This window comes from Leucobacter allii (assembly GCF_022919155.1).
GTDB lineage: Bacteria > Actinomycetota > Actinomycetes > Actinomycetales > Microbacteriaceae > Leucobacter > Leucobacter allii.
The window spans coordinates 1,625,620-1,645,076 of sequence record NZ_CP095045.1 but is presented as its reverse complement, the minus strand read 5'-3'; the positions used below and the strand labels follow the sequence as shown (position 1 = coordinate 1,645,076).

General features: G+C 71.1%; 16 protein-coding genes and 1 pseudogene. 12 read left to right on the top strand and 5 right to left on the bottom strand.

The features are described 5' to 3' along the window. Window positions 1-44 precede the first annotated feature (44 nt). Genes MUN78_RS07755 through MUN78_RS07735 form a run of 5 tightly spaced genes read left to right on the top strand, consistent with a single transcriptional unit; the run spans window position 45 to window position 4,211 of the window. Window positions 45-1,100 (top strand): PhoH family protein, encoded by a 1,056-nt coding sequence (locus MUN78_RS07755; RefSeq protein WP_244730037.1) that lies wholly within the window; start codon window positions 45-47, stop codon window positions 1,098-1,100. Then, window positions 1,097-1,558, top strand: a complete 462-nt coding sequence (ybeY, locus tag MUN78_RS07750; RefSeq protein WP_244693878.1) for an rRNA maturation RNase YbeY — start codon at window positions 1,097-1,099, stop codon at window positions 1,556-1,558. Before MUN78_RS07755 ends, ybeY begins: the two co-directional genes overlap by 4 nt. Continuing rightward, complete coding sequence (locus MUN78_RS07745; protein ID WP_244693877.1) at window positions 1,555-2,901, top strand: hemolysin family protein; 1,347 nt, start codon at window positions 1,555-1,557, stop codon at window positions 2,899-2,901. The genes ybeY and MUN78_RS07745 overlap by 4 nt, the downstream gene beginning before the upstream one ends. Continuing rightward, window positions 2,898-3,806, top strand: a complete 909-nt coding sequence (era, locus tag MUN78_RS07740; RefSeq protein WP_244729810.1) for a GTPase Era — start codon at window positions 2,898-2,900, stop codon at window positions 3,804-3,806. The genes MUN78_RS07745 and era overlap by 4 nt, the downstream gene beginning before the upstream one ends. A 33-nt stretch (window positions 3,807-3,839) precedes the next feature. Continuing rightward, window positions 3,840-4,211: a DUF5684 domain-containing protein gene (locus MUN78_RS07735; RefSeq protein ID WP_244693875.1), complete on the top strand. Its 372-nt coding sequence runs from the start codon at window positions 3,840-3,842 to the stop codon at window positions 4,209-4,211. 642 nt (window positions 4,212-4,853) lie between these two features. Here the strand turns inward: MUN78_RS07735 and MUN78_RS07730 are convergent. The 3 genes and pseudogenes from MUN78_RS07730 to MUN78_RS16735 all read right to left on the bottom strand — a co-directional run. Further along, window positions 4,854-5,819 (bottom strand): endonuclease domain-containing protein, encoded by a 966-nt coding sequence (locus MUN78_RS07730; protein ID WP_244729808.1) that lies wholly within the window; start codon window positions 5,817-5,819, stop codon window positions 4,854-4,856. Window positions 5,820-6,137: 318 nt separating this feature from the next. After that, entirely contained in the window at window positions 6,138-7,247 is a 1,110-nt protein-coding gene (locus MUN78_RS16740; protein ID WP_346730634.1) for a DUF2207 family protein, read from the bottom strand. A gap of 101 nt (window positions 7,248-7,348) precedes the next feature. Continuing rightward, window positions 7,349-7,897, bottom strand: a pseudogene (locus tag MUN78_RS16735) (DUF2207 domain-containing protein); the annotation flags it as partial. 347 nt (window positions 7,898-8,244) lie between these two features. On the opposite strand from MUN78_RS16735, the gene leuA reads away from it, so the two are divergent. From leuA to MUN78_RS07690, 7 genes are all read left to right on the top strand, one after another. Beyond that, window positions 8,245-10,017 carry a 2-isopropylmalate synthase gene (leuA, locus tag MUN78_RS07720; protein ID WP_244693872.1) on the top strand — a complete coding sequence of 591 codons (1,773 nt, stop codon included), beginning with the start codon at window positions 8,245-8,247 and terminating at the stop codon, window positions 10,015-10,017. Window positions 10,018-10,107: 90 nt separating this feature from the next. Beyond that, window positions 10,108-10,752 carry a Holliday junction branch migration protein RuvA gene (gene ruvA / locus MUN78_RS07715; protein ID WP_429952311.1) on the top strand — a complete coding sequence of 215 codons (645 nt, stop codon included), beginning with the start codon at window positions 10,108-10,110 and terminating at the stop codon, window positions 10,750-10,752. Then, on the top strand, window positions 10,749-11,774 hold the full coding sequence (gene ruvB / locus MUN78_RS07710; RefSeq protein WP_244693870.1) for a Holliday junction branch migration DNA helicase RuvB: 1,026 nt from the start codon (window positions 10,749-10,751) through the stop codon (window positions 11,772-11,774). The genes ruvA and ruvB overlap by 4 nt, the downstream gene beginning before the upstream one ends. Window positions 11,775-11,848: 74 nt before the next feature. Further along, entirely contained in the window at window positions 11,849-12,322 is a 474-nt protein-coding gene (yajC, locus tag MUN78_RS07705; protein WP_244729804.1) for a preprotein translocase subunit YajC, read from the top strand. Window positions 12,323-12,396: 74 nt separating this feature from the next. After that, on the top strand, window positions 12,397-14,130 hold the full coding sequence (gene secD, locus MUN78_RS07700; RefSeq protein WP_244729802.1) for a protein translocase subunit SecD: 1,734 nt from the start codon (window positions 12,397-12,399) through the stop codon (window positions 14,128-14,130). A gap of 1 nt (window position 14,131) precedes the next feature. After that, window positions 14,132-15,172 carry a protein translocase subunit SecF gene (gene secF / locus MUN78_RS07695; protein ID WP_244729800.1) on the top strand — a complete coding sequence of 347 codons (1,041 nt, stop codon included), beginning with the start codon at window positions 14,132-14,134 and terminating at the stop codon, window positions 15,170-15,172. A 79-nt stretch (window positions 15,173-15,251) separates the two neighbouring features. Continuing rightward, a complete protein-coding gene (locus tag MUN78_RS07690; protein WP_283248411.1) occupies window positions 15,252-17,501 on the top strand; it encodes a RelA/SpoT family protein in 2,250 nt (749 codons plus the stop codon). An 11-nt stretch (window positions 17,502-17,512) separates the two neighbouring features. Here the strand turns inward: MUN78_RS07690 and MUN78_RS07685 are convergent, their stop codons facing one another. Further along, the gene (locus MUN78_RS07685) at window positions 17,513-18,043 is read right to left on the bottom strand and encodes a type IV toxin-antitoxin system AbiEi family antitoxin (protein WP_244729797.1); all 531 of its coding nucleotides are present in this window, start codon (window positions 18,041-18,043) and stop codon (window positions 17,513-17,515) included. Window positions 18,044-18,185: 142 nt separating this feature from the next. Beyond that, a complete protein-coding gene (locus MUN78_RS07680) occupies window positions 18,186-19,421 on the bottom strand; it encodes a DUF349 domain-containing protein (protein ID WP_244693865.1) in 1,236 nt (411 codons plus the stop codon). Window positions 19,422-19,457: the final 36 nt, after the last annotated feature.

Below are 19,457 nucleotides of genomic sequence, written 5' to 3'. Positions count from 1 at the left end.
CCCCCGAGGGGCGCCCGTCCGCCGAGCCCGAGGCGCAGCGCACGATGCTCCTCGACGGGGTTGATCTCGCGTCCTTCCTGGGGCATCGCGATCAGCTCGTCGCCGATCTCGAGGCGCAGCACCCGGACGTCCGCTTCCACGTGCGCGACCAGGTGCTCAGCATGCGCGGCCCCGCGCGCCGCGTCCGCGCGGCCGAGGAGGTCGTGCGCGAGATCCTCGAGCTCGCCAGGCGCAGCGGCGCCGTCTCCCGACACGATGTGAAAGAGGTCACCCGAATGGTGCACGAGGGCAACGGCCCCACGGCCGCCCAGGTGCTGAGCGAACCGATCCTGACCGTGCGCGGCCACGCGGTCCGCCCGCAGACGCGGGGCCAGCGCGCCTACGTGGATGCGATCGACGCGCACACCGTCGTATTCGGCATCGGTCCCGCGGGAACGGGGAAGACCTACCTCGCGATGGCGAAGGCCGTGCAGGCGCTGCAGCGCCGGGAGGTGGCGAAGATCATCCTCACCCGGCCGGCGGTCGAGGCCGGCGAACGCCTCGGCTACCTTCCCGGCTCGCTCGAGGACAAGATCGACCCGTACCTGCGACCGCTCTTCGATGCGATCGGCTCGATGCTCGATCCCGACGTGGTCCCCAAGCTGCTCGCGAGCGGCACGATCGAGGTCGCCCCGCTCGCCTACATGCGCGGGCGGACGCTCAACGAGTCCTTCGTGATCCTCGACGAGGCGCAGAACACCACCCCCGAGCAGATGAAGATGTTCCTCACGCGACTCGGCTACGGCTCGAAGATGGTCGTGACGGGGGATATCACCCAGGTCGACCTGCCGCTCGCGGCGAGCGGCCTGCGCGTGGTGAACCGCATCCTGCGGGGCGTCGAGGACATCCACTTCGCCGAGCTCGGCTCGGACGACATCGTGCGGCACAGCCTCGTGGGCCGTATCGTGGACGCCTACGCGGAGTACGACGAGCGGCGCCTCGCGGCCCGGGCGTCGGAGGTCGCGGCCGGTGCGGCCGCGGCGGATGCGGGCGGCGATGCGGGCGCCGGTGGCGATGCCGGTACGGGTGCGGGAGCAGCAGAGAGGGAGCGCGGACGATGAGCGTGGAGATCAACAACGAGTCGGGCATCGCCGTCGAGGAGCCACGCCTCCAGCGGCTCGCGGCCTTCGTCCTCGAATCGATGCACGTGCACCCCGACACCGAGCTGGGCGTGATGCTCGTGGACGAATCCGCCATCGAGCAGCTGCACGTGCAGTGGATGGAGGAGCCGGGCCCCACGGACGTGCTGAGCTTCCCGATGGACGAGCTGCGGCCGGGACGCGTCGACGCGCAGACCCCAGCGGGGCTCCTCGGCGACGTCGTCATCTGCCCGCAGGTCGCCGAGCTGCAGGCGGAGGCCGCCGGCCACGACCTGCCCCAGGAGATCTCGGTGCTGCTCACCCACGGGATGCTGCATCTGCTGGGCTTCGACCACGCGACGCCGGACGAGGAGGCGGAGATGTTCGGGCTGCAGCGCGACCTGCTGCTCTCCTTCGCCATGCGCGAGCGCGGGCGATGAGCGGCCCGCTCATCGCGCTGCTCCTCGCGGCCGCGGCGCTGCTGCTCGGCGTCGGCGGCCTACTCGCCGCCGTCGACGCCGCGCTCGGGGTGCGCTCCCGGGCCGAGCTGCTCGCACTCGCGGAGGAGTCGCCGCGCACCGGTGCGGCGATCCGCGCGATCGCCGAGGACGAGGCCGCCCACGCGAGCGCGCTCGGCTTCGCCCGCGTCTTCGCCGAGGTGCTCTCGGCGGTGCTCATCACGCTCGTGCTCGCGTACACGCTCGACCAGCTCTGGCTGGAGCTCGTGCTCGCGACGCTCGTGATGACGGCCACGACCTTCGTGCTCGTGGGCTCGAGCCCGCGCACGGTCGGCACGCATCGCCCGGACGGCGTGATCCGCTTCGCGGCCCCTACCGTCCGTCTCATCCGCGTGCTCCTCGGCCCGATCTCGATCGGTCTGCAGCGCTTCGGCGACCGGGTCACGCCCGGGCGTCGGGCGGGATCCGCGCGGATCCGGGACGAGCAGCAGCTGCTCTCCATGGTGGACCACGCCGCGGAGCAGTCCCTGCTCGAGGACGACGACCGCGAGTACATCCATTCGCTCGTCGAGTTCGGCGACACGCTGGTGCGCGAGGTGATGGTGCCGCGCATCGACATGATCACGGTGAGCAGCGAGGACTCGGTGCGGGAGGCGCTCGAGCAGCTGCTCGCGTCGCGCCACTCGCGGATCCCGGTGATCGCGGGATCCGTGGACGACGTGGCCGGCGTCGCGTATCTGCGCGACGCGAGCGGTTTCGTGCTCCGGCGGCCCGAGGAGTCCGAGACGGCGCCGGTGACGCGGATCATGAAGCCCGCGATCTTCGTCCCCGAGCTCCAGCGAGCGGACGAGCTGCTCAGGCAGATGCAGCGCGAGGCCAACCATCTCGCCCTCGTGGTCGACGAGTACGGAGGGATCTCCGGTCTGGTCACGCTCGAGGACCTCATCGAGGAACTGCTCGGCGAGATCTCCGACGAGCACGACCGCGAGGCGCCCGAGGTGACGCCGCAGGAGGACGGGGCGTTCCTCGTCAGCGCCCGCCTCTCGGTCGACGAGCTCGGGGAGCTCTACGGGATCGAGCTGGACGACGACGAGGTCGACACGGTGGGCGGCCTCGTCGCCAAGCTGCTCGGGCGCCTGCCCGAACCCGGGGACTCCGTGAGCACCGCGGGGATCGAGCTCGTCGTCGTCGACACGGAGCGCCGCCGGCGGCGTCTCCTCACGGCCGAGGCCAGATGGATCGGCGAGCCGGACGAGGCCGACGAGGAAGCGGACGCCGGGGGATCCCCGGCGCGCGGCGTACGCGCCGAGAAGGAGGAGCGATGAGCGGTACGACCGAGGACGGACGCGAGTTCAGGGCGGGGTTCGTCTCCTTCGTGGGACGCCCGAACGTCGGCAAGTCGACGCTCACGAACGCCCTCGTGGGCGAGAAGATCGCGATCACGAGCCCGAAACCGCAGACCACGCGTCGCGCCATCCGGGGCATCCTGCACCGGCCGGACGGGCAGCTCATCATCGTCGACACCCCGGGCATCCACCGGCCCCGCACGCTGCTCGGGGAGCGGCTGAACGCCCTCGTCGAGGCGACGCTCGGCGATGTCGACGTGATCGGGTTCTGCGTGCCGGCCGACGAGAAGCTGGGCCCGGGCGACCGCTTCATCAACGAGCGCCTCGACGACTTCCCGCGCGCCAAGAAGGTCGCGATCCTCACGAAGACCGACCGGGCCTCGAACGCGGAGATCTTCGAGCAGCTCACGCGCCTCGGCGCGCTCCGCGAGTGGGACGCCGTGATCCCGCTGTCCTCGGTCGCGGGCGATCAGCTCGATGTGCTCGCCGACGAGCTGCTCGAGCTCATGCCGCCCTCGCCGGCGCTCTACGAGGCGGAGCAGACGACCGACGAGGACGAGGACGACCGCATCGCCGAGCTCATCCGCGAGGCGGCGCTCGAGGGTGCGCGGGAGGAGCTGCCGCACTCCCTCGCCGCGACGGTCGACGACCGCGAGGAGCGCGAGGACGGGCTCCTCGAGCTCTACGCCTCCATCTACGTGGAGCGCGACAGTCAGAAGGGGATCGTCATCGGGAAGGGCGGCTCGCGCCTGCGCGACACGGGCGAGCGGGCGCGTCGGGAGATCGAGGCGCTGCTCGGACGCCGGGTCTACCTTTCGCTCAGGGTGAAGGTGCTGAAAGAATGGCAGCGCGACCCGAAATCCCTCGGGAAGCTGGGGTTCTAGGGCCGCCGCACCGGCGGCCGGGGGAGGGTCCGCATGCAGGACATCACGCAGCAGGCCGACATTCTGGCGCTCACGCAGAGCTACGGCATCTTCGGCGTCGTCTGGTACGTCATCGTCGCGATCGCGCTCTGGCGCGTCTTCTCGAAGGCGGGCTACCCCGGCATTCTCGCGATCATCCCGATCGTCAACGTCTTCATCCTCGTGAAGGTCGCCGGCTACTCCGCCTGGATGACGCTCTGGTATCTCGTCCCCATCGCGAACATCGTCTTCTCCATCTTCGTGGCGCTGCGCCTCGGCGGCCGCTTCGGCAAGGGCGGCGCGTTCTCCTTCTTCCTCCTCTGGCTCTTCTCGGTCATCGGCTACCTCATCCTCGGCTTCGGCGGCGCCCGGTACCGCCGCGCCTGAGCGCCACCCAGGCTCCGCTCCTCCGCCCTTCCGCCCGGTCACTCCCTCCCCGCGTCCGCCCTTCCGTTCGGTAACTCTCCCCGCCTCCGCGTTTCCGCCCCACCGGCTCCACCCGTTCCGGATCAGCGCCCTTGGGGCTCCACCATTTCCGCCCCCTTGGGGATCCACCATCTCCGGATCGGGGTCACTCGGGCAGGGTGAGAGCGACGCTCACCCTGCCCGAGCGACCCGGATCCTGCGGACGCGCCTGCGCAGTGCCCCGATTCCCGAGATCCTCCCGGGTCTCCCGCGACTCCCGGGACCCCAGCCCGCCCACTCGCGGCCCCGCCGCACCGGATCCGGGTCGCCCCGACAGGGTGAGGCCGGTACCGACCCTGCCTGGGCGACCCGAATGCCGCAGTGACCCCGATCCCGCACTGAGCGGGAACCCGGCGTGACCCGGATCCCGGAGCGATCGGGAACCCGGACCCCGCGGTGAGCGGGAACCCGGAGCGACCCGGATCCGGCAGCGAGCGGGAACCCGGAGCGACCCGGACCCCGGGGTGAGCGGAACCTGAGTTCCGCGGTGATTGGGAACCCGGATCCCGCGGTGAGCGGCGGGCGGCGTGCAGCGCCGGGCGGTGGCTGATGCGAGACCGAGCGTCAGCGCGAGGCGCGGGTCCGAGCGCGCGCGATCCGGGCGAGCAGTGAGCCGGAGAGCAGCAGCTCGTTCGCCTGTACGCGGATCACCCGCCAGCCGGCATCCGACATCGCCTCCCACCGATCGGCATCGCGCCGAGCACGAGCGGGACCGTCCTCGAAGTGGTACGCGCCCTCGTACTCGATCGCGATCCGCAACTCCGGATAACCGAGATCGGCGTGGAGCACGCGAGCCTCGACGGGCACGGCGCAGTCGACGACCGGTTCCGGGAGGCCGGCACGCACGATCAGCCGTCGCAGGCGAGTCTCCTGGGGCGAGTCGACGGGATCGCGCAACAGCGGGAGCGCCTCGCGGCACCGCGCGATCCCGGTGCCGCCATGATGCCGTCGCACCGCCTCCGCGAGCTGCGCCCGCGTCGTGAGCGGCCGCTGCCGACCGCCGTGCCGCCGTCGGCGACCCGTCAGCGCGGCGTCGCCCGCGACGATGAGGTCCTCGAGGTCGAGCACCGCCCCGAGCAGGCACCAGGTGTCGGCCGGTGACGGCAGCGCGAGACCGTACAGCTCGCTGCGCACCAGCACTCCGGCGCGGAGGCGCTGCGCGATGACCTCGGGCCGGCGCGGTGCGCGTCGCGGATGGAACGCGGCGATCTCGACGGCGCCACCGGGCGGTGCGGGCACGGGAAGCCCCCACAGGGCGGCGGCGGATCGCCGGGTGAAGAACTGCTGATCGCGGAGGACGCCCGCGAGATCGAGGCACCGCTCGCGGTGCGCCCCGTCCTCGCGCACCGCGCCGCGCTCCCCGTGGATGAACCTCCCGTCAGGGGGTCCGGGGAGCAACACGACACCTCGTGCGGTGCGCCGAAGATCCTCGGCGCGGAGGCGGCTGCGACTGACGCCGAGCGCGAGCAGCACGCCAGTCGGGACGGAACGCCGGGAGAGTCGTTCGGGGAGCGGCGCTGGGCGGGTCATGCGACCAGGATGCCCCCGCGCGACTGCCCTGGTGGAGCGCGGAACCGGGAATGTGGAGGACACGCCGAGGATCCGTCGGCCACCGGCCCCTGTGAGCGGCGTGCGGATCAGTGAAGCACCCAGGCCCCGCAGCTCGTGCCCGATCCGCCCGTGGCACGCGGATTCGGGTCAGCGGCGCAGGGTGACCGCGGCGCTCACCGTGTCTCATCGACCCGGATTCGCGGGGTGCGGGGAAGGTTTGGGAGGGGGAGGGGGAGGGAAAGGGGGCGGAGAAAAACGAGTGCGGGCGGGGTGGGGGGGGGAGAGGGGGGCGAGGCTTCAGCGGCCGCCGCTGAAGCCGCCGCCCCCGCCTCCGCCGGCGAAACCACCGCCGCTCGAGCCGCCCGAACTGCTCGAGGTGTAGCTCGCGGCGGAGTCGAGCGAGCGCGTGAAGGAGTGGATGGTGCTTCCGAAGTCCCCGAGGCCGTGCACGGCGACAGCGGGGTACCAGCTCGGGGCGAGGCCCGTCTGTTCGGCGTAGCGGGTCTCGAGCACGCCGCCCCACTCCCGCTCCAGACCGAACATCACCGCGTAGGGGAGCAGCCGTTCGTAGAGTCGGATGATCGTGACGTCGCCCTCCCGCGTCCGCTCCGCGCCGTCGGGCGACTGCAGCACGCGCAGGCGGTCGGCTTCCGCGACCGTGATGAAGAGCTTCACCCCCTCCAGGTGCTCTCGCGCCTCCGCGCCGAGCGGCGTGTGCACGCGATGGGGCACGAGGCCCACCGTGCCGAGCACTCCGGCGCCAGCGGCCGCGATGAGTGCGAGGATCGGACCCGCGGTGACCGGGCGGGTCGCCAGTGCGATGACGGCCGCGGCCACCACGAGCACCGCGACGCCGAGCGCGACCGCGCCGAGAATGCGGGCGGGACGGCTGGCCTCGCGGGTGAAGTACCCGCGCTCCTCCGCGGCGCGCAGCCCGCCGGCCGAGAGCTCCGTCATCCGTTTGCCGAAGGCCTCGTCCCGCTCGGGCAGCGCGAACGCGGTTCCGGGCTCCAGCGAGGGAAGGATCGCGCGCAGGGCCCCGGCGTCCTGAGGATCGACCGCGCGGGCGGCGTCGACGACGCGGAGGACGGGCTGCGCCTGCTTCGGGCCGAAGAAGCCCCGCTCGGGTGCACCGTCCTCGAGGCGGATCGCGCCGCCGACGGCGAGGTGCACGATCTGCGCGGGCACCACGGCCTCCGTCGCGCCCGCGACGGGCCCCGCGACGAGCGGCGGCAGCTCCCGCGGAACCTCGTACTGGGCGACGATGGTGCCCCGTCCGGTGCGGCGGCGCGCGCGGAGCCGGGCGACGGCGAACGCGGAGGCCCCGCCCGCCAGGAGGCCGGCCCCGCCGACGACTGCGGGCAGACCGTCGAGCGCGAAGTTCGGGAGGCGTCCGGCCGGCTGCACGACGCTGCCGGGTGCGAGGCCGACGGCGATGGTGACCCCCTCTCGGGGGCGAGTGCGCGCGGCGCGAGCTCGACGCGATCGTCCTCGAGGGACGCCGTGCACGGCTCGTCCGATCCGGCGGGGCCGCTGTAGCAGCGCACGGCACCGGTCAGACGCTCCGCGAGCGGAGCGTCGAAGCGGAGCGTCGCGCTGAAGGCCTCGATGGGCTGCCGGTGCTCGAAGTCGAGGAGATCCCAGTAGAACTCGTCGGCGCTCCCGTCATCGCGCGCGAGGATCGTGTCGCTCAGGGTGTAGGAGATCACATAGTGCTGCACGCCGTGCACGTACGCGTCGTTCCCGGTGAGCACGGCGATGAAGCCGTCGTCCTCCTCGAGTGCGAAGGGGACGGGCGCGCCGTCCCCATCGGTGACGGAGAAGTCGCGGGGATCGGTGGAGGTGCCCTCGTAGTCGATCGGCAGTCCCCGGACGATGCCCCGGTTCTGATCGGTCTCGGGGAAGCGGGCGACGAGCGTCTCGGTGACGCGGGTGACGGATCTGCCCGTCTCGTCCACGCCGAGCACGGCCTCGACGTCCCAGCGGTCGTACGAGAAGTCCTCGACATCGGCCGACGCCGGGGCCGCGGGCAGCAGCACCGCCGCGGGCAGGAGCATTCCCGCGGTCACGAGGACCGCCGCGGGCAGCAGCACCGCCGCCATGCGGGTCACGGAGCGGGGGAGGAGACACGAGGTCGCACGGGCGAGACGGCTCGTGCGTCCAGCGTAGAGGACGGGTCCGCGGCTCGCCCCCGACTCCCGCTCCCGACTGACGCTCCGAGGCCCCGGTGCCACCGGCCCGCGCGTCCGGCGGCGACCGCGGTGCTATAGTGGCAGGCATGCGGTTCCGCTCGCTTCTCCTTAGCCGCCGCGACGAGTCCTCGACGTTCTAGTTCTCAGGCCTCCCTCGTCGCGGTGTTCGTGTTGGACTGAGCGAGAGTCACGAAGAACCAAGGACGAGTCCCATGAAGAACCAGCAGCAGCCCTCGGGCATGCCGATCCACCGCTACCGGCCGTTCCACGAGATCATCCCGGTCGATCTCCCGGATCGCACCTGGCCCGCGAAGCGCATCACCGAGGCGCCCCGGTGGTGCGCCGTCGACCTCCGCGACGGCAACCAGGCGCTCATCGACCCGATGAGTCCCGAGCGCAAGCGGATCATGTTCGATCTGCTCGTGAAGATGGGGTACAAGGAGATCGAGGTGGGCTTCCCCTCGGCGAGCCAGACCGATTTCGATTTCGTGCGGCACCTCATCGAGGACGACGCGATCCCTGACGACGTCACGATCCAGGTGCTCACGCAGGCGCGCGAGCACCTGATCACGCGCACGTACGAGTCGCTGGTCGGCGCGAAGCAGGCGATCGTGCACCTGTACAACTCGACGAGCATCCTGCAGCGGGACGTGGTCTTCCGCTCCGACCGCGAGGGCATCAAGAAGATCGCCACCGACGGTGCGAAGCTCTGCCGGGCGAGCGAGCACATCTGCGCCGGCACGGAGATCTTCTACGAGTACTCGCCGGAGTCGTACACCGGCACCGAGCTCGAGTACGCCGTCGAGGTCTGCAACGAGGTGCTCGAGGTCTTCGAGCCGACGCCCGAGCGCAAGGTGATCATCAATCTGCCCGCCACCGTGGAGATGGCGACGCCGAACGTCTACGCCGATTCGATCGAGTGGATGAGCCGGCACCTGCATCACCGTGAGAACGTGATCCTCTCGCTGCACCCGCACAACGACCGCGGTACCGCCGTGGCGGCCGCGGAGCTCGGCTATCTCGCCGGCGCGGACCGTATCGAGGGCTGCCTCTTCGGCAACGGGGAGCGCACGGGCAACGTGGATCTCGTGGCCCTGGGCATCAACCTCTTCACGCAGGGCATCGATCCGCAGATCGACTTCTCCCGCCTCGACGAGGTGCGCCGCACGGCCGAGTACTGCAACCAGCTGCGCGTGCCCGAGCGCAGCCCGTGGGCGGGCGACCTCGTCTACACCGCCTTCTCGGGGTCGCATCAGGATGCGATCAAGAAGGGCTTCGAGCGCATGTCGCAGGACGCCGAGGCCGCGGGAGTCCCGGTCGACGAGCTGGAGTGGGCGGTGCCGTATCTGCCGGTCGATCCGAAGGACCTCGGCCGATCCTACGAGGCGGTCATCCGCGTGAACTCGCAGTCGGGCAAGGGCGGCGTCGCCTACCTGCTCAAGACCGACCACCACCTCGACCTGCCCCGCAGACTGCAGATCGAGTTCAGCGCCGTGGTACAGGGCCTCACCGACTCCGAGGGCGGCGAGGTCTCCAGCGATGAGATCTGGCGGATCTTCCAGGACGAGTATCTCCCGGCGCGCGCGTCGGACGCGGAGCGCTGGGGGCGCTACGAGATCTTCCGAGTCTCGTCGACGAGCGCCGGCGACGGGGTCACCGAGCTCGTGGTCGACTACCGGGCCGGCGATGAGGATCAGCAGTCGGTGTCCCGCGGCAACGGGCCGGTGGACGCGTTCATCAACGCGCTGAACGCCGGCGGGCACGAGGTCACGCTCTTCGACTACGTCGAGCACGCCATGAGTTCTGGCGGCGACGCCGTCGCCGCGGCGTATGTCGACCTCGAGGTGGACGGGCAGCGCCTGTGGGGCGTCGGGATCGACCCCGACACCAGCCGTGCGACGCTGCAGGCCATCATCAGCTCCGTGAACCGCTCGATCCGCAATGCGGTGCGCGAGCCGGTGGCCGCCGCGACGCCCGCGGCGTGAGGCGCGGCCGCGCCGCGCGATTCGGAACTCTGTTCGAATGATCGGTGTGGCGCGGCCCCGTGCGTCGGGGGCAGCCCCTAGGGTGGGCATGTGATTGCTTCGATACGCGGACCCGTGCTGTCCGCAGGTGCCGGGTGGCTCGTGGTCGGCGTCGGCGGGATCGGCCTGCGCGTCGAGGTGCCCAGCGGGCGCGTGTCGCAGGCCGTGCCCGGCGATGAGGTGGCGCTCCATACCTCGCTCGTGGTGCGCGAGGACTCCCTGACGCTGTTCGGATTCCGCTCGGAGGACGAGCTCGCGCTGTTCGGACTGCTCATCGGCGTGAACGGGGTCGGCCCGCGCAGCGCGCTCGGCGTGCTGTCGGTGCTCGCGCCCGCCGATGTCGTGCGCGCGGTGGCGAACGAGGACGCGAAGCCCTTCACGCAGGTATCCGGGATCGGCCCCAAGACCGCGAAGCTCATCGCGCTCTCGCTCTCCGGCAAGCTCTCAGGGATCGCCGCCCTTGCGGGCGGCGGGGACGGGGCCGCGTCGGCCGCGCCCGCGGGAGATGCCGCGGCGGAGACCGCCGATGCCGTGCGCGAAGGTCTCGTGGGGCTCGGCTGGCAGCCGCAGGCCGCCGAACGCGCCGTCGACGACGCTCGCGCAGCCGGTGCCCCCGAGGATTCCGCCGGTCTGCTGCGCGCGGCGCTCGCGCTGCTCCAGGCCGGTCGGCCCGGCGCTCGCGGGGCCGGCCGATGACGGAGGAGCTGTCGCCCCGGGCGAGCGCCTCCGAGCAGGGCTACGAGGGCGCCCTGCGCCCGGGAACCCTCGGCGAGTTCGTCGGCCAGGCCAAGGTGCGCAAGCAGCTCGGGCTGCTCCTCGACGCGGCGAGCAGGCGGCAGCACACGCCCGATCACATCCTGCTCGCGGGACCCCCGGGGCTCGGCAAGACCACCCTGTCGATGATCGTCGCGGCCGAGCTGGACAAGCCGCTGCACCAGACCTCGGGCCCGGCGATCCAGCACGCGGGGGACCTCGCCGCCGTGCTCTCCGCGCTCACCCCGGGGGAGGTGCTCTTCGTCGACGAGATCCATCGGATGGCGCGCAGCGCCGAGGAGATGCTCTATCTCGCGATGGAGGACTTCAAGGTCGACATCATGGTCGGCAAGGGAGCCGGCGCGACCTCCGTGCCGCTCGAGCTGTCTCCGTTCACGCTCGTGGGCGCCACGACCCGCGCCGGGCTCCTGCCGAACCCGCTGCGCGACCGCTTCGGCTTCACAGCGCACCTCGAGTTCTACGGCGAGGACGAGCTCGCCCGGGTCGTATCGCGCGCCGCGGGGCTCATCGGCTTCGCCCTTTCCGAGCAGGGCATCGCGGAGATCGCGGGCCGCTCCCGCGGCACGCCGCGCATCGCGAATCGTCTGCTGCGGCGGGTGCGCGACTACTGCCTCGTCCACGAGACGGTCGGAGACACGGAGAGCGTGCGGGCCGCGCTCGCCCTCTACGACGTCGACGAGCACGGCCTCGACCGCCTCGACCGCGAGGTGCTGCGCGCCCTCGTGGAGCGCTTCGGCGGCGGACCGGTGGGCCTGTCCACCCTCGCCGTCTCCGTCGGGGAGGAGGCGGAGACGATCGAGTCGGTCGTCGAGCCGTTCCTCGTCCGCACCGGCCTCATCACCCGCACGCCGCGCGGGCGGGTCGCCACGCGGCTCGGCTGGGCGCACGTGGGCGCCGAGCCGCCCGAGATCTCCCAGATCCCGGGTGGCGGACGCACAGGGTGAGCAGGGTAGAGTGGTGGAATCTGTGCCCGCGGTAGCAGACCGCGCACGCCCCTACGGAAGGATCGATTCGGATCATGGACCCGATCACCCTCGTCATGTTCGGCCTCATCGCGGTGCTGATCTTCTTCATGTTCCGCAACGGGAAGAAGCGGCAGCAGGCGATGCAGGAGCTGCAGAACGGACTGCGCCCGGGCGCTGAGGTGATGCTCCAGTCCGGGATCTTCGGCACCGTCGAGTCGGTCGACGACGAGGACAACAAGGTCACCGTCCGCAGCGGTTCGAGCACCCTCGTCGTGCACCGCAACGCGGTCTCCCAGATCACCGCGCCCGTGGAGGCCGCGGAGTCGGACGACACCGCTCCCCAGCTCGCTCCGGACGACGACCCCGCATTCGGCGAGCGGATCTCGGGCACCGCGGATGCGGCTCCCGAGCGCTCGGGCGCCGATGCGGAGACTTCCGCTGCGGAGCCCGATGCCTCGCCCGAGGCCCCGAAGGACGCCGGTGGTCCGAGCGACGACTCCGGGGATCCGCAGGCGCCGAAGGCGTAACCCCGACGGCCGCATCGCCGGCCCTCCGCTCCACCCCTGAGAGAAAGCAGTCAGTCTTGGCGTCCACACCCGCTGTGCGGAGGGCCCGTCGCTCCCTCGTATTCCTCCTGGTCCTCATCGTCGGCCTCGCGGGCCTCATCACGTACGGCGTGTTCCGCAGCGACGCGACGTGGACGCCGAAGCTCGCGCTCGACCTCCAGGGCGGCACGCAGATCCTGCTCGCGGCCGAGCAGACCGATGGCGAGTCCGTCTCGGGAGATCAGCTGCAGCAGGCGGTCTCGATCATCCGGCAGCGCGTGGACGCCGCGGGCGTCTCCGAGGCCGAGATCACGACCCAGGGCAACCAGCACATCTCGGTGTCCATCCCCGGCAAGGCGGACGAGGCGACGCTGCAGCGCATCGAGGCGTCGGCGAAGCTCGACTTCCGCCCCGTGCTCTCGACGGGCATCGGCATCGATCTCACCGAGGCGGCCGGCGAGGAGGACGCCGCGGCCGAGGAGACCGCCACAGGCGACGCTGAGGCAGCGATCGATGCGGGCGACGCCCCCGCGGACGAGAACCTCGATCCCGAGACCATCCCGGAGAGCGCGGGCGATCTCGCGTGGATCACCCCCGCGCTGCAGGAGAAGTTCGACGCGTTCACCTGCACCTCGGAGGAGGCGCTCGACACCCGCGAGACGGCCGCGGACCGACCGCTCATCACCTGCGACGAGACCGGAACCCAGAAGTACATCCTCGGTCCGGTCGAGCTCAGCGGCGATGTGATCAGCGACGCGACCGCCCAGATGGCCACGACATCGACCGGTGCGACCACGGGCGAGTGGGTCGTCCAGATCGTCATGAACAAGCAGGGCACCGAGACCTTCGGCAAGATCAGCCAGCGCCTCTTCGGCGCGGAGTCGCCGCAGGACCAGTTCGCCTTCGTGCTCGACGGCAACGTGCTCTCCGCGCCGCAGATGCAGGCGCAGATCCTCGACGGCCGTCCCTCCATCAGCGGCGGCTTCACCCAGGACTCGGCGCAGGCGCTCGCCGATCAGCTGAAGTTCGGCGCGCTGCCCATCGACTTCACGGTCCAGAGCCAGGAGGACGTCTCCGCGACCCTCGGCACGAACCAGCTCTCGGCCGGACTCCTCGCCGGGCTCATCGGCCTGCTGCTCGTCGTCGTCTACTCGCTCTTCCAGTACCGGGCGCTCGGCTCGCTCACGATCGCCTCGCTCGCGATCGCGGCCGTCCTCACCTATCTGCTGCTCACCTTCTTCTCCTGGCGGCAGGGCTACCGGCTCTCGCTCGCCGGCGTGGCGGGCATCATCGTGGCCATCGGCTTCACCGCGGACTCCTTCATCGTCTACTTCGAGCGCATCCGCGACGCGCTGCGCGACGGCTTCGGCATCGAGAGCGCCGTGGAGCACGGCTGGAAGCGGGCCTTCCGCACCGTGCTCGCGTCCGACGGCGTGAACTTCCTCGCCGCGGCGATCCTCTTCATCCTCGCGGTCGGCAACGTCAAGGGCTTCGCGTTCACGCTCGGGCTCACGACGCTCGTCGACGTCGTCGTGGTCGCCCTGTTCACGCACCCGATGATGACGCTGCTCGCGCGCACCCGCTTCTACCGCTCCGGCCATCGCTTCTCGGGCCTCGACCCGCAGCGTCTCGGCGCCGTCTACCGCGGACGCATGGAGTTCCGTGCGCCCGTCGTCGGCAAGACCGCCTCTGGCAAGCGCAACGCGCGCAGCCAGAAGGAGGCCGAGCGGCGCCAGACCATCGCCGAGCGCAAGGCCGCCGCCGGCGCTTCCACCGGAAAGGAGAGCTGAGATGGCTCGCTCATTCGCCGAGTTCGGCAACGCGCTCTACACCGGTGAGAAGTCGATCGACTTCATCGGCAAGCGCAGGACCTGGTACCTCATCTCGATCGTGCTCATCATCGTGTCGATCGCCGGTCCGCTGCTGCGCGGCGGATTCACCTTCGGCATCGAGTTCACGGGCGGCAGCCAGTTCCAGGTGCACCTGAGCGAGGGGCAGGATCGCGATCCCGCGGTCGCCGAGCGCGCCGTGCTCGAAGTGCTCCCCGCGAGCGCGCCCCGCGTGACGCAGCTCGGGCAGTCCGACATCCGCGTGCAGACGGAGGCCCTCAGCGACGCCGAGAACCGCGAGGTCACCGCCGCTCTCGCTGCCCAGTACGAGCTCGACGAGAGCGAGGTGACGTACTCCTACATCGGACCGGCGTGGGGGCAGGACGTCACGCGTCAGGCGGTGATCGCGCTCATCGTCTTCATCCTGTTCGCAGCCCTCGTCATGGCGATCTACTTCCGCACCTGGAAGATGTCGCTCGCGGCGATCATCGCGCTGCTGCACGACCTCGTCATCACGGCGGGCGTCTACGGCATCTCCGGGTTCGAGATCACCCCGGCCGCCATGATCGGCTTCCTGACGATCCTCGGCTATTCCCTCTACGACACGGTCGTGGTGTTCGACAAGATCCGCGAGAACACCGCGCCGGGCGAGCTCAACGACCGTCGCACCTTCGCCGAATCGGTGAACCTCGGCGTCAACCAGACGCTCGTGCGATCGATCAACACCTCGGTCGTGGCGCTGCTTCCCGTCGGGTCGATCCTCTTCATCGGCGCGTTCATCCTCGGCGCCGGCACGCTCCGGGACATCTCGCTCGCGCTCTTCATCGGCATCCTCGTCGGTGCGTACTCCACGATCTTCATCGCGGCGCCCACGTACGCGCATCTGCGCGAGGGGGAGGCCGCCATCACGAAGCGCGATGCGAAGGTGCGGCGCCTGCGGGAGCAGCGCGAGACGGGCGGCGCGGGGGCCGAGTCGGAGGAGGCCAGCACCGTCGCGGAATAGCGGCATCGGCGTCGCGCCGTCCGGTTCGTCGGAATGGCGAGCCGTGGTGTAGCGTTCAATCATTCGAGGGAGGTTGCCGGTGGCGTCGCAGGAGGTTTCGCAGGGCGGCACGACGGCGCTGCGCCGCCTGGTACCGCGGATCTTCTCGCGCGGCAGCGCCCCCGGAGCCGTCGATCAACTGATCCGCACGGTGCGCGCGAACTATCCGCGCGCAGACCTGTCGGTCATCGAGCGGGCCTACGCGGTGGCCGAGCGGGCGCATCGCGGGCAGAAGCGTCGCAGCGGCGAGCCCTACATCACCCACCCCATCGCCGTCGCGCAGATTCTCGCCGATCTGGGGGTCGCCCCGGTGGCCATCGCCGCGGCGCTGCTGCATGACACGGTGGAGGACACGGACTACGAGCTCTCCCAGCTGACCGCCGACTTCGGCGACGAGATCGCGATGCTCGTCGACGGCGTCACGAAGCTCGACAAGGTGAAGTACGGCGACTCCGCCCAGGCCGAGACGGTGCGCAAGATGGTCGTCGCGATGTCCAAGGACATCCGAGTGCTCGTCATCAAGCTCGCGGACCGGCTGCACAACGCGCGCACCTGGGGTTTCGTCCCCGGGGACTCCGCGAAGCGCAAGGCGCAGGAGACGCTCGAGATCTACGCTCCGCTCGCGCACCGGCTGGGCATCCAGTCCATCAAGTCGGAGCTCGAGGATCTCTCCTTCGCGGTCCTGAAGCCGAAGCTCTACGCCGAGATCCAGAACCTCGTCTCCCAGCGCAATCCGCAGCGCGACGAGCTCGTCGCCGGCGTCATCGGTTCGATCGAGTCGGATCTGCGCGATGCGCGCATCCGCGGCGAGGTGACCGGGCGGCCCAAGGAGCTCTACTCGATCTACCAGAAGATGATCGTCCGGGGCCGCGACTTCGACGACATCTACGATCTCGTCGGCATCCGCGTCCTCGTGAGCTCGATCCGGGACTGCTACGCCGTGCTCGGCGCCGTCCACGCCAGGTGGACCCCGATCCCCGGGCGATTCAAGGACTACATCGCGACGCCGAAGTTCAATCTGTACCAGTCCCTGCACACCACGGTCATCGGCCCCGACGGGCGGGCCGTGGAGATCCAGATCCGCACGGTCGAGATGCATCAGCGCGCCGAGTACGGCGTCGCGGCCCACTGGAAGTACAAGCAGCGCCAGCAGGGCGGGCAGTCCCCGTCCTCGAACGACATGGCGTGGCTCGCGCACATCTCCGACTGGCAGGCCGAGACGGAGGATCCCGGGGAGTTCCTCGACGCGCTCCGCTACGAGATCGGCGCGAAGGAGGTCTACGTCTTCACCCCGAAGGGCCGCGTCATCGGTCTCCCGGCCGGCGGCACCACGGTCGACTTCGCCTACGCCGTGCACACGGAGGTCGGGCACCGCACGATGGGTGCCCGGGTGAACGGGCGCCTCGTCCCGCTCGAGACCGCGCTGAGCAACGGCGACGTCGTCGAGGTCTTCACCTCGAAGGATCCGAACGCCGGCCCGAACCAGTCGTGGCTGAACTTCGTCAAGAGCAAGCGCGCGCAGAACAAGATCCGCCAGTGGTTCACGAAGGAGCGCCGCGAGGAGGCCGCGGAGACGGGCAAGGTCGAGATCACGAAGGCGCTGCGCAAGCAGGGTCTGCCGCTGCACCAGGTGATGAACTCGGCGACGCTGCAGCAGGTCGCGCTCCAGCTGCGCTACCTCGACGTCACGGCGCTCTACGCGGCGGTCGGCGAAGGGCACGTCTCCGCGCAGTCCGTCATCGAGAAGGTCACGGCGCTGCTCGCCGACGAGGTCGCCTCGACGGAGCCGGCGCTCGCCACGCTGCCGATCATCGAGCAGCCGCGCGCGGGCAAGCAGGCCGATGCCAGCGGCGTCGTCGTGACGGGCGCCTCGGACGTCCTCGCGAAGCTCGCCAAGTGCTGCACGCCGGTGCCGGGCGACGAGATCCTCGGCTTCGTGACGAAGGGCCAGGGCGTCTCGGTGCACCGCACCGACTGCCACAACTTCCAGCACCTGCGCGAGCAGCAGGATCGCGTCGTCGAGGTGGAGTGGGCGCCTACGGCGAAGAGCGTCTTCCTCGTGCAGATCCAGGTGGAGGCGCTCGATCGCTCGGGGCTGCTCTCCGACGTGACGCGCTCGCTCTCCGACCATCACGTCAACATCCTCTCGGCCTCCGTGAACACCTCCAGCTCGCGTCTGGCCATCAGCAAGTTCGTGTTCGAGATGGCCAATGCGACGCATCTCGACCACGTGCTCAACGCCGTGCGCCGCATCGACGGCGTCTACGACGTCTACCGCATCACGAACTGAGGCGCCTCGGGTCACAGCGCCTCCCAGCGGGCGAGCGCGCGGCGGCGGTAGCGCGGCATGCCCGAGAGGATCCGCTCTCGGGCGGCCCGGCGGCGGCCGGCGCCGCTGAGCAGCAACCTGCAGGCGACGCGCAGCGGGGCCTCGAACCGGGGCTCGAAGCTCAGCAGATCGCAGGCCGTCCGCTCGGGCGAGGTGGCGCGGCGCCCGGACGCGAGCTCGACGACGTCCTCCTCGGCGATGCCGTACTGATGCACGCGGCGGGCGCCATCGGGCTCCGGCCTCGGCCGCCGCGCGCCCGGCGTCGAGAAGTGCAGCGGCGTGCCCGGCTCCCGCAGCGCGCCCCAGACCCACGCGGCCGTCAGACCGACGGCGATGAGCCCGCCTCCGCTCCACGGCGCGAGCACCGCGAGCCGGACGGCCGGGCCGTCGGGCCAGCCCACCGAACGCACGCCGGGCCCGCAGCGCCTGAGCACGCCGCGCAGCAGCTCCGAGCTGATCACCGCCGTCGGCAGGCGGTCGTAGCGGGGCGGGGCGAGCGGCATGCCCCCATGATGCGCGCCGCGCGCGGGCTTCCGCCAGCGGGAGCGCGGAGGATGTGGATAATCCGTCGGAACGACGCGGCGCCCGGCGCATGTGGAGGACATGCGCCGGGCGCCGCGGGGGACGGCGTCCGCCGTCGCCGGATCAGTCGCCGATCGCGGCGAGCCAGGACTGCTGCGCGGCGAGCTTCTCCTCCGCTTCGGCGGCCGCCGAGGCGTCGCCCGCGGCGCGCGCGGCCTCGAGCTCCGCGGTGAGCTCGGCGATGGACGCCTCGAGCTGTCCGCGCAGCCCTTCGCTGCGCGCCTTGGTCTCCGGGTTGGTCTTGCGCCAGTGCTCGTCCTCGAGCTGCTTGACGTGATCCTCGATGCGGCGCAGTCGCGCCTCGACCTCGCGCAGCGCCTCGCGGGGCACGCGGCCGATCTCGTCCCACTGCAGCTGGATCGCCGTGAGGCGCTTGCGCGCCGCCGCGTGCTCCCGCTCCTGCAGGATCGGTTCGGCCTCGTCGAGCAGCGCCTGCTTCGCCGTGAGGTTCGCCGCGTACTCCTCGTTCGTCTGGGCGGCCTCCGCGGCCTTCGCCTCGTAGAGCACGTCGCCCGCGGCCTTGAATCGCGCCCACAGCTGGTCGTCGAGCTTGCGGCTCGCCCTGCCGGCGGCCTTCCACTCGTCGAGCAGCGCGCGGTACGCGGGAATGCCGTCGATGCCCTGGGGGGCCAGCGCCTCGGCGGAGGCGATGATGCGCTCCTTGCGGTGCTTGACCTCCTTGTTGTTCGCATCCATCTGCGCGAAGTGGCTGCGCCGCGCCGAGTCGAAGGACTGGCGCGCGGCCCGGAAGCGCTTCCAGAGCGCGTCGGCCTGCGACTTCGGCACCTGCGGGCCCGAGCGCTGAGACGTCTGCCAGTCGGAGAAGAGCTGCTCGAACGCCTGGCTCGTGTCCTTCCAGCGGATCGAGGCCTCCGGCTGGGCGGCGAGGCGCTCGGCCTCCACGACGATGGTCTCGCGCTGCTCGAGCGCCGCCTTGCGCGCCGCGTCCCGCTCCGCCTGCTGCTTCTCACCGAGCGCCGCGGTCTTCTCGCCGAGCTTCTCCACGCGTCCCCGCAGCGCGGCGATGTCGCCGACGGCGGCCGGTTCCACGAGCTGCTCGCGCAGCTTGGCGACGGTGTCTGCGGCCGAGGCATCCGCGGTGCCGCGCGCGACCCGCGCCTCGAGCAGCGTGACCTGCCCCTCCAGATCGGCGAACTTGCGGGTGAAGTAGGCGAGTGCCTCCTCGGGGGTGCCGTCGGGGAAGGAACCGACGACCCGTTCGCCGGCGTCCTCGCGGACGTAGACGGTGCGGTCCTCGTCGACTCGTCCCCAGGGCGTTTCGTTGCTCGCTTCGCTCACGGTTCTGCTCACCTGTCGTGTGAATTCGGGCCGGGG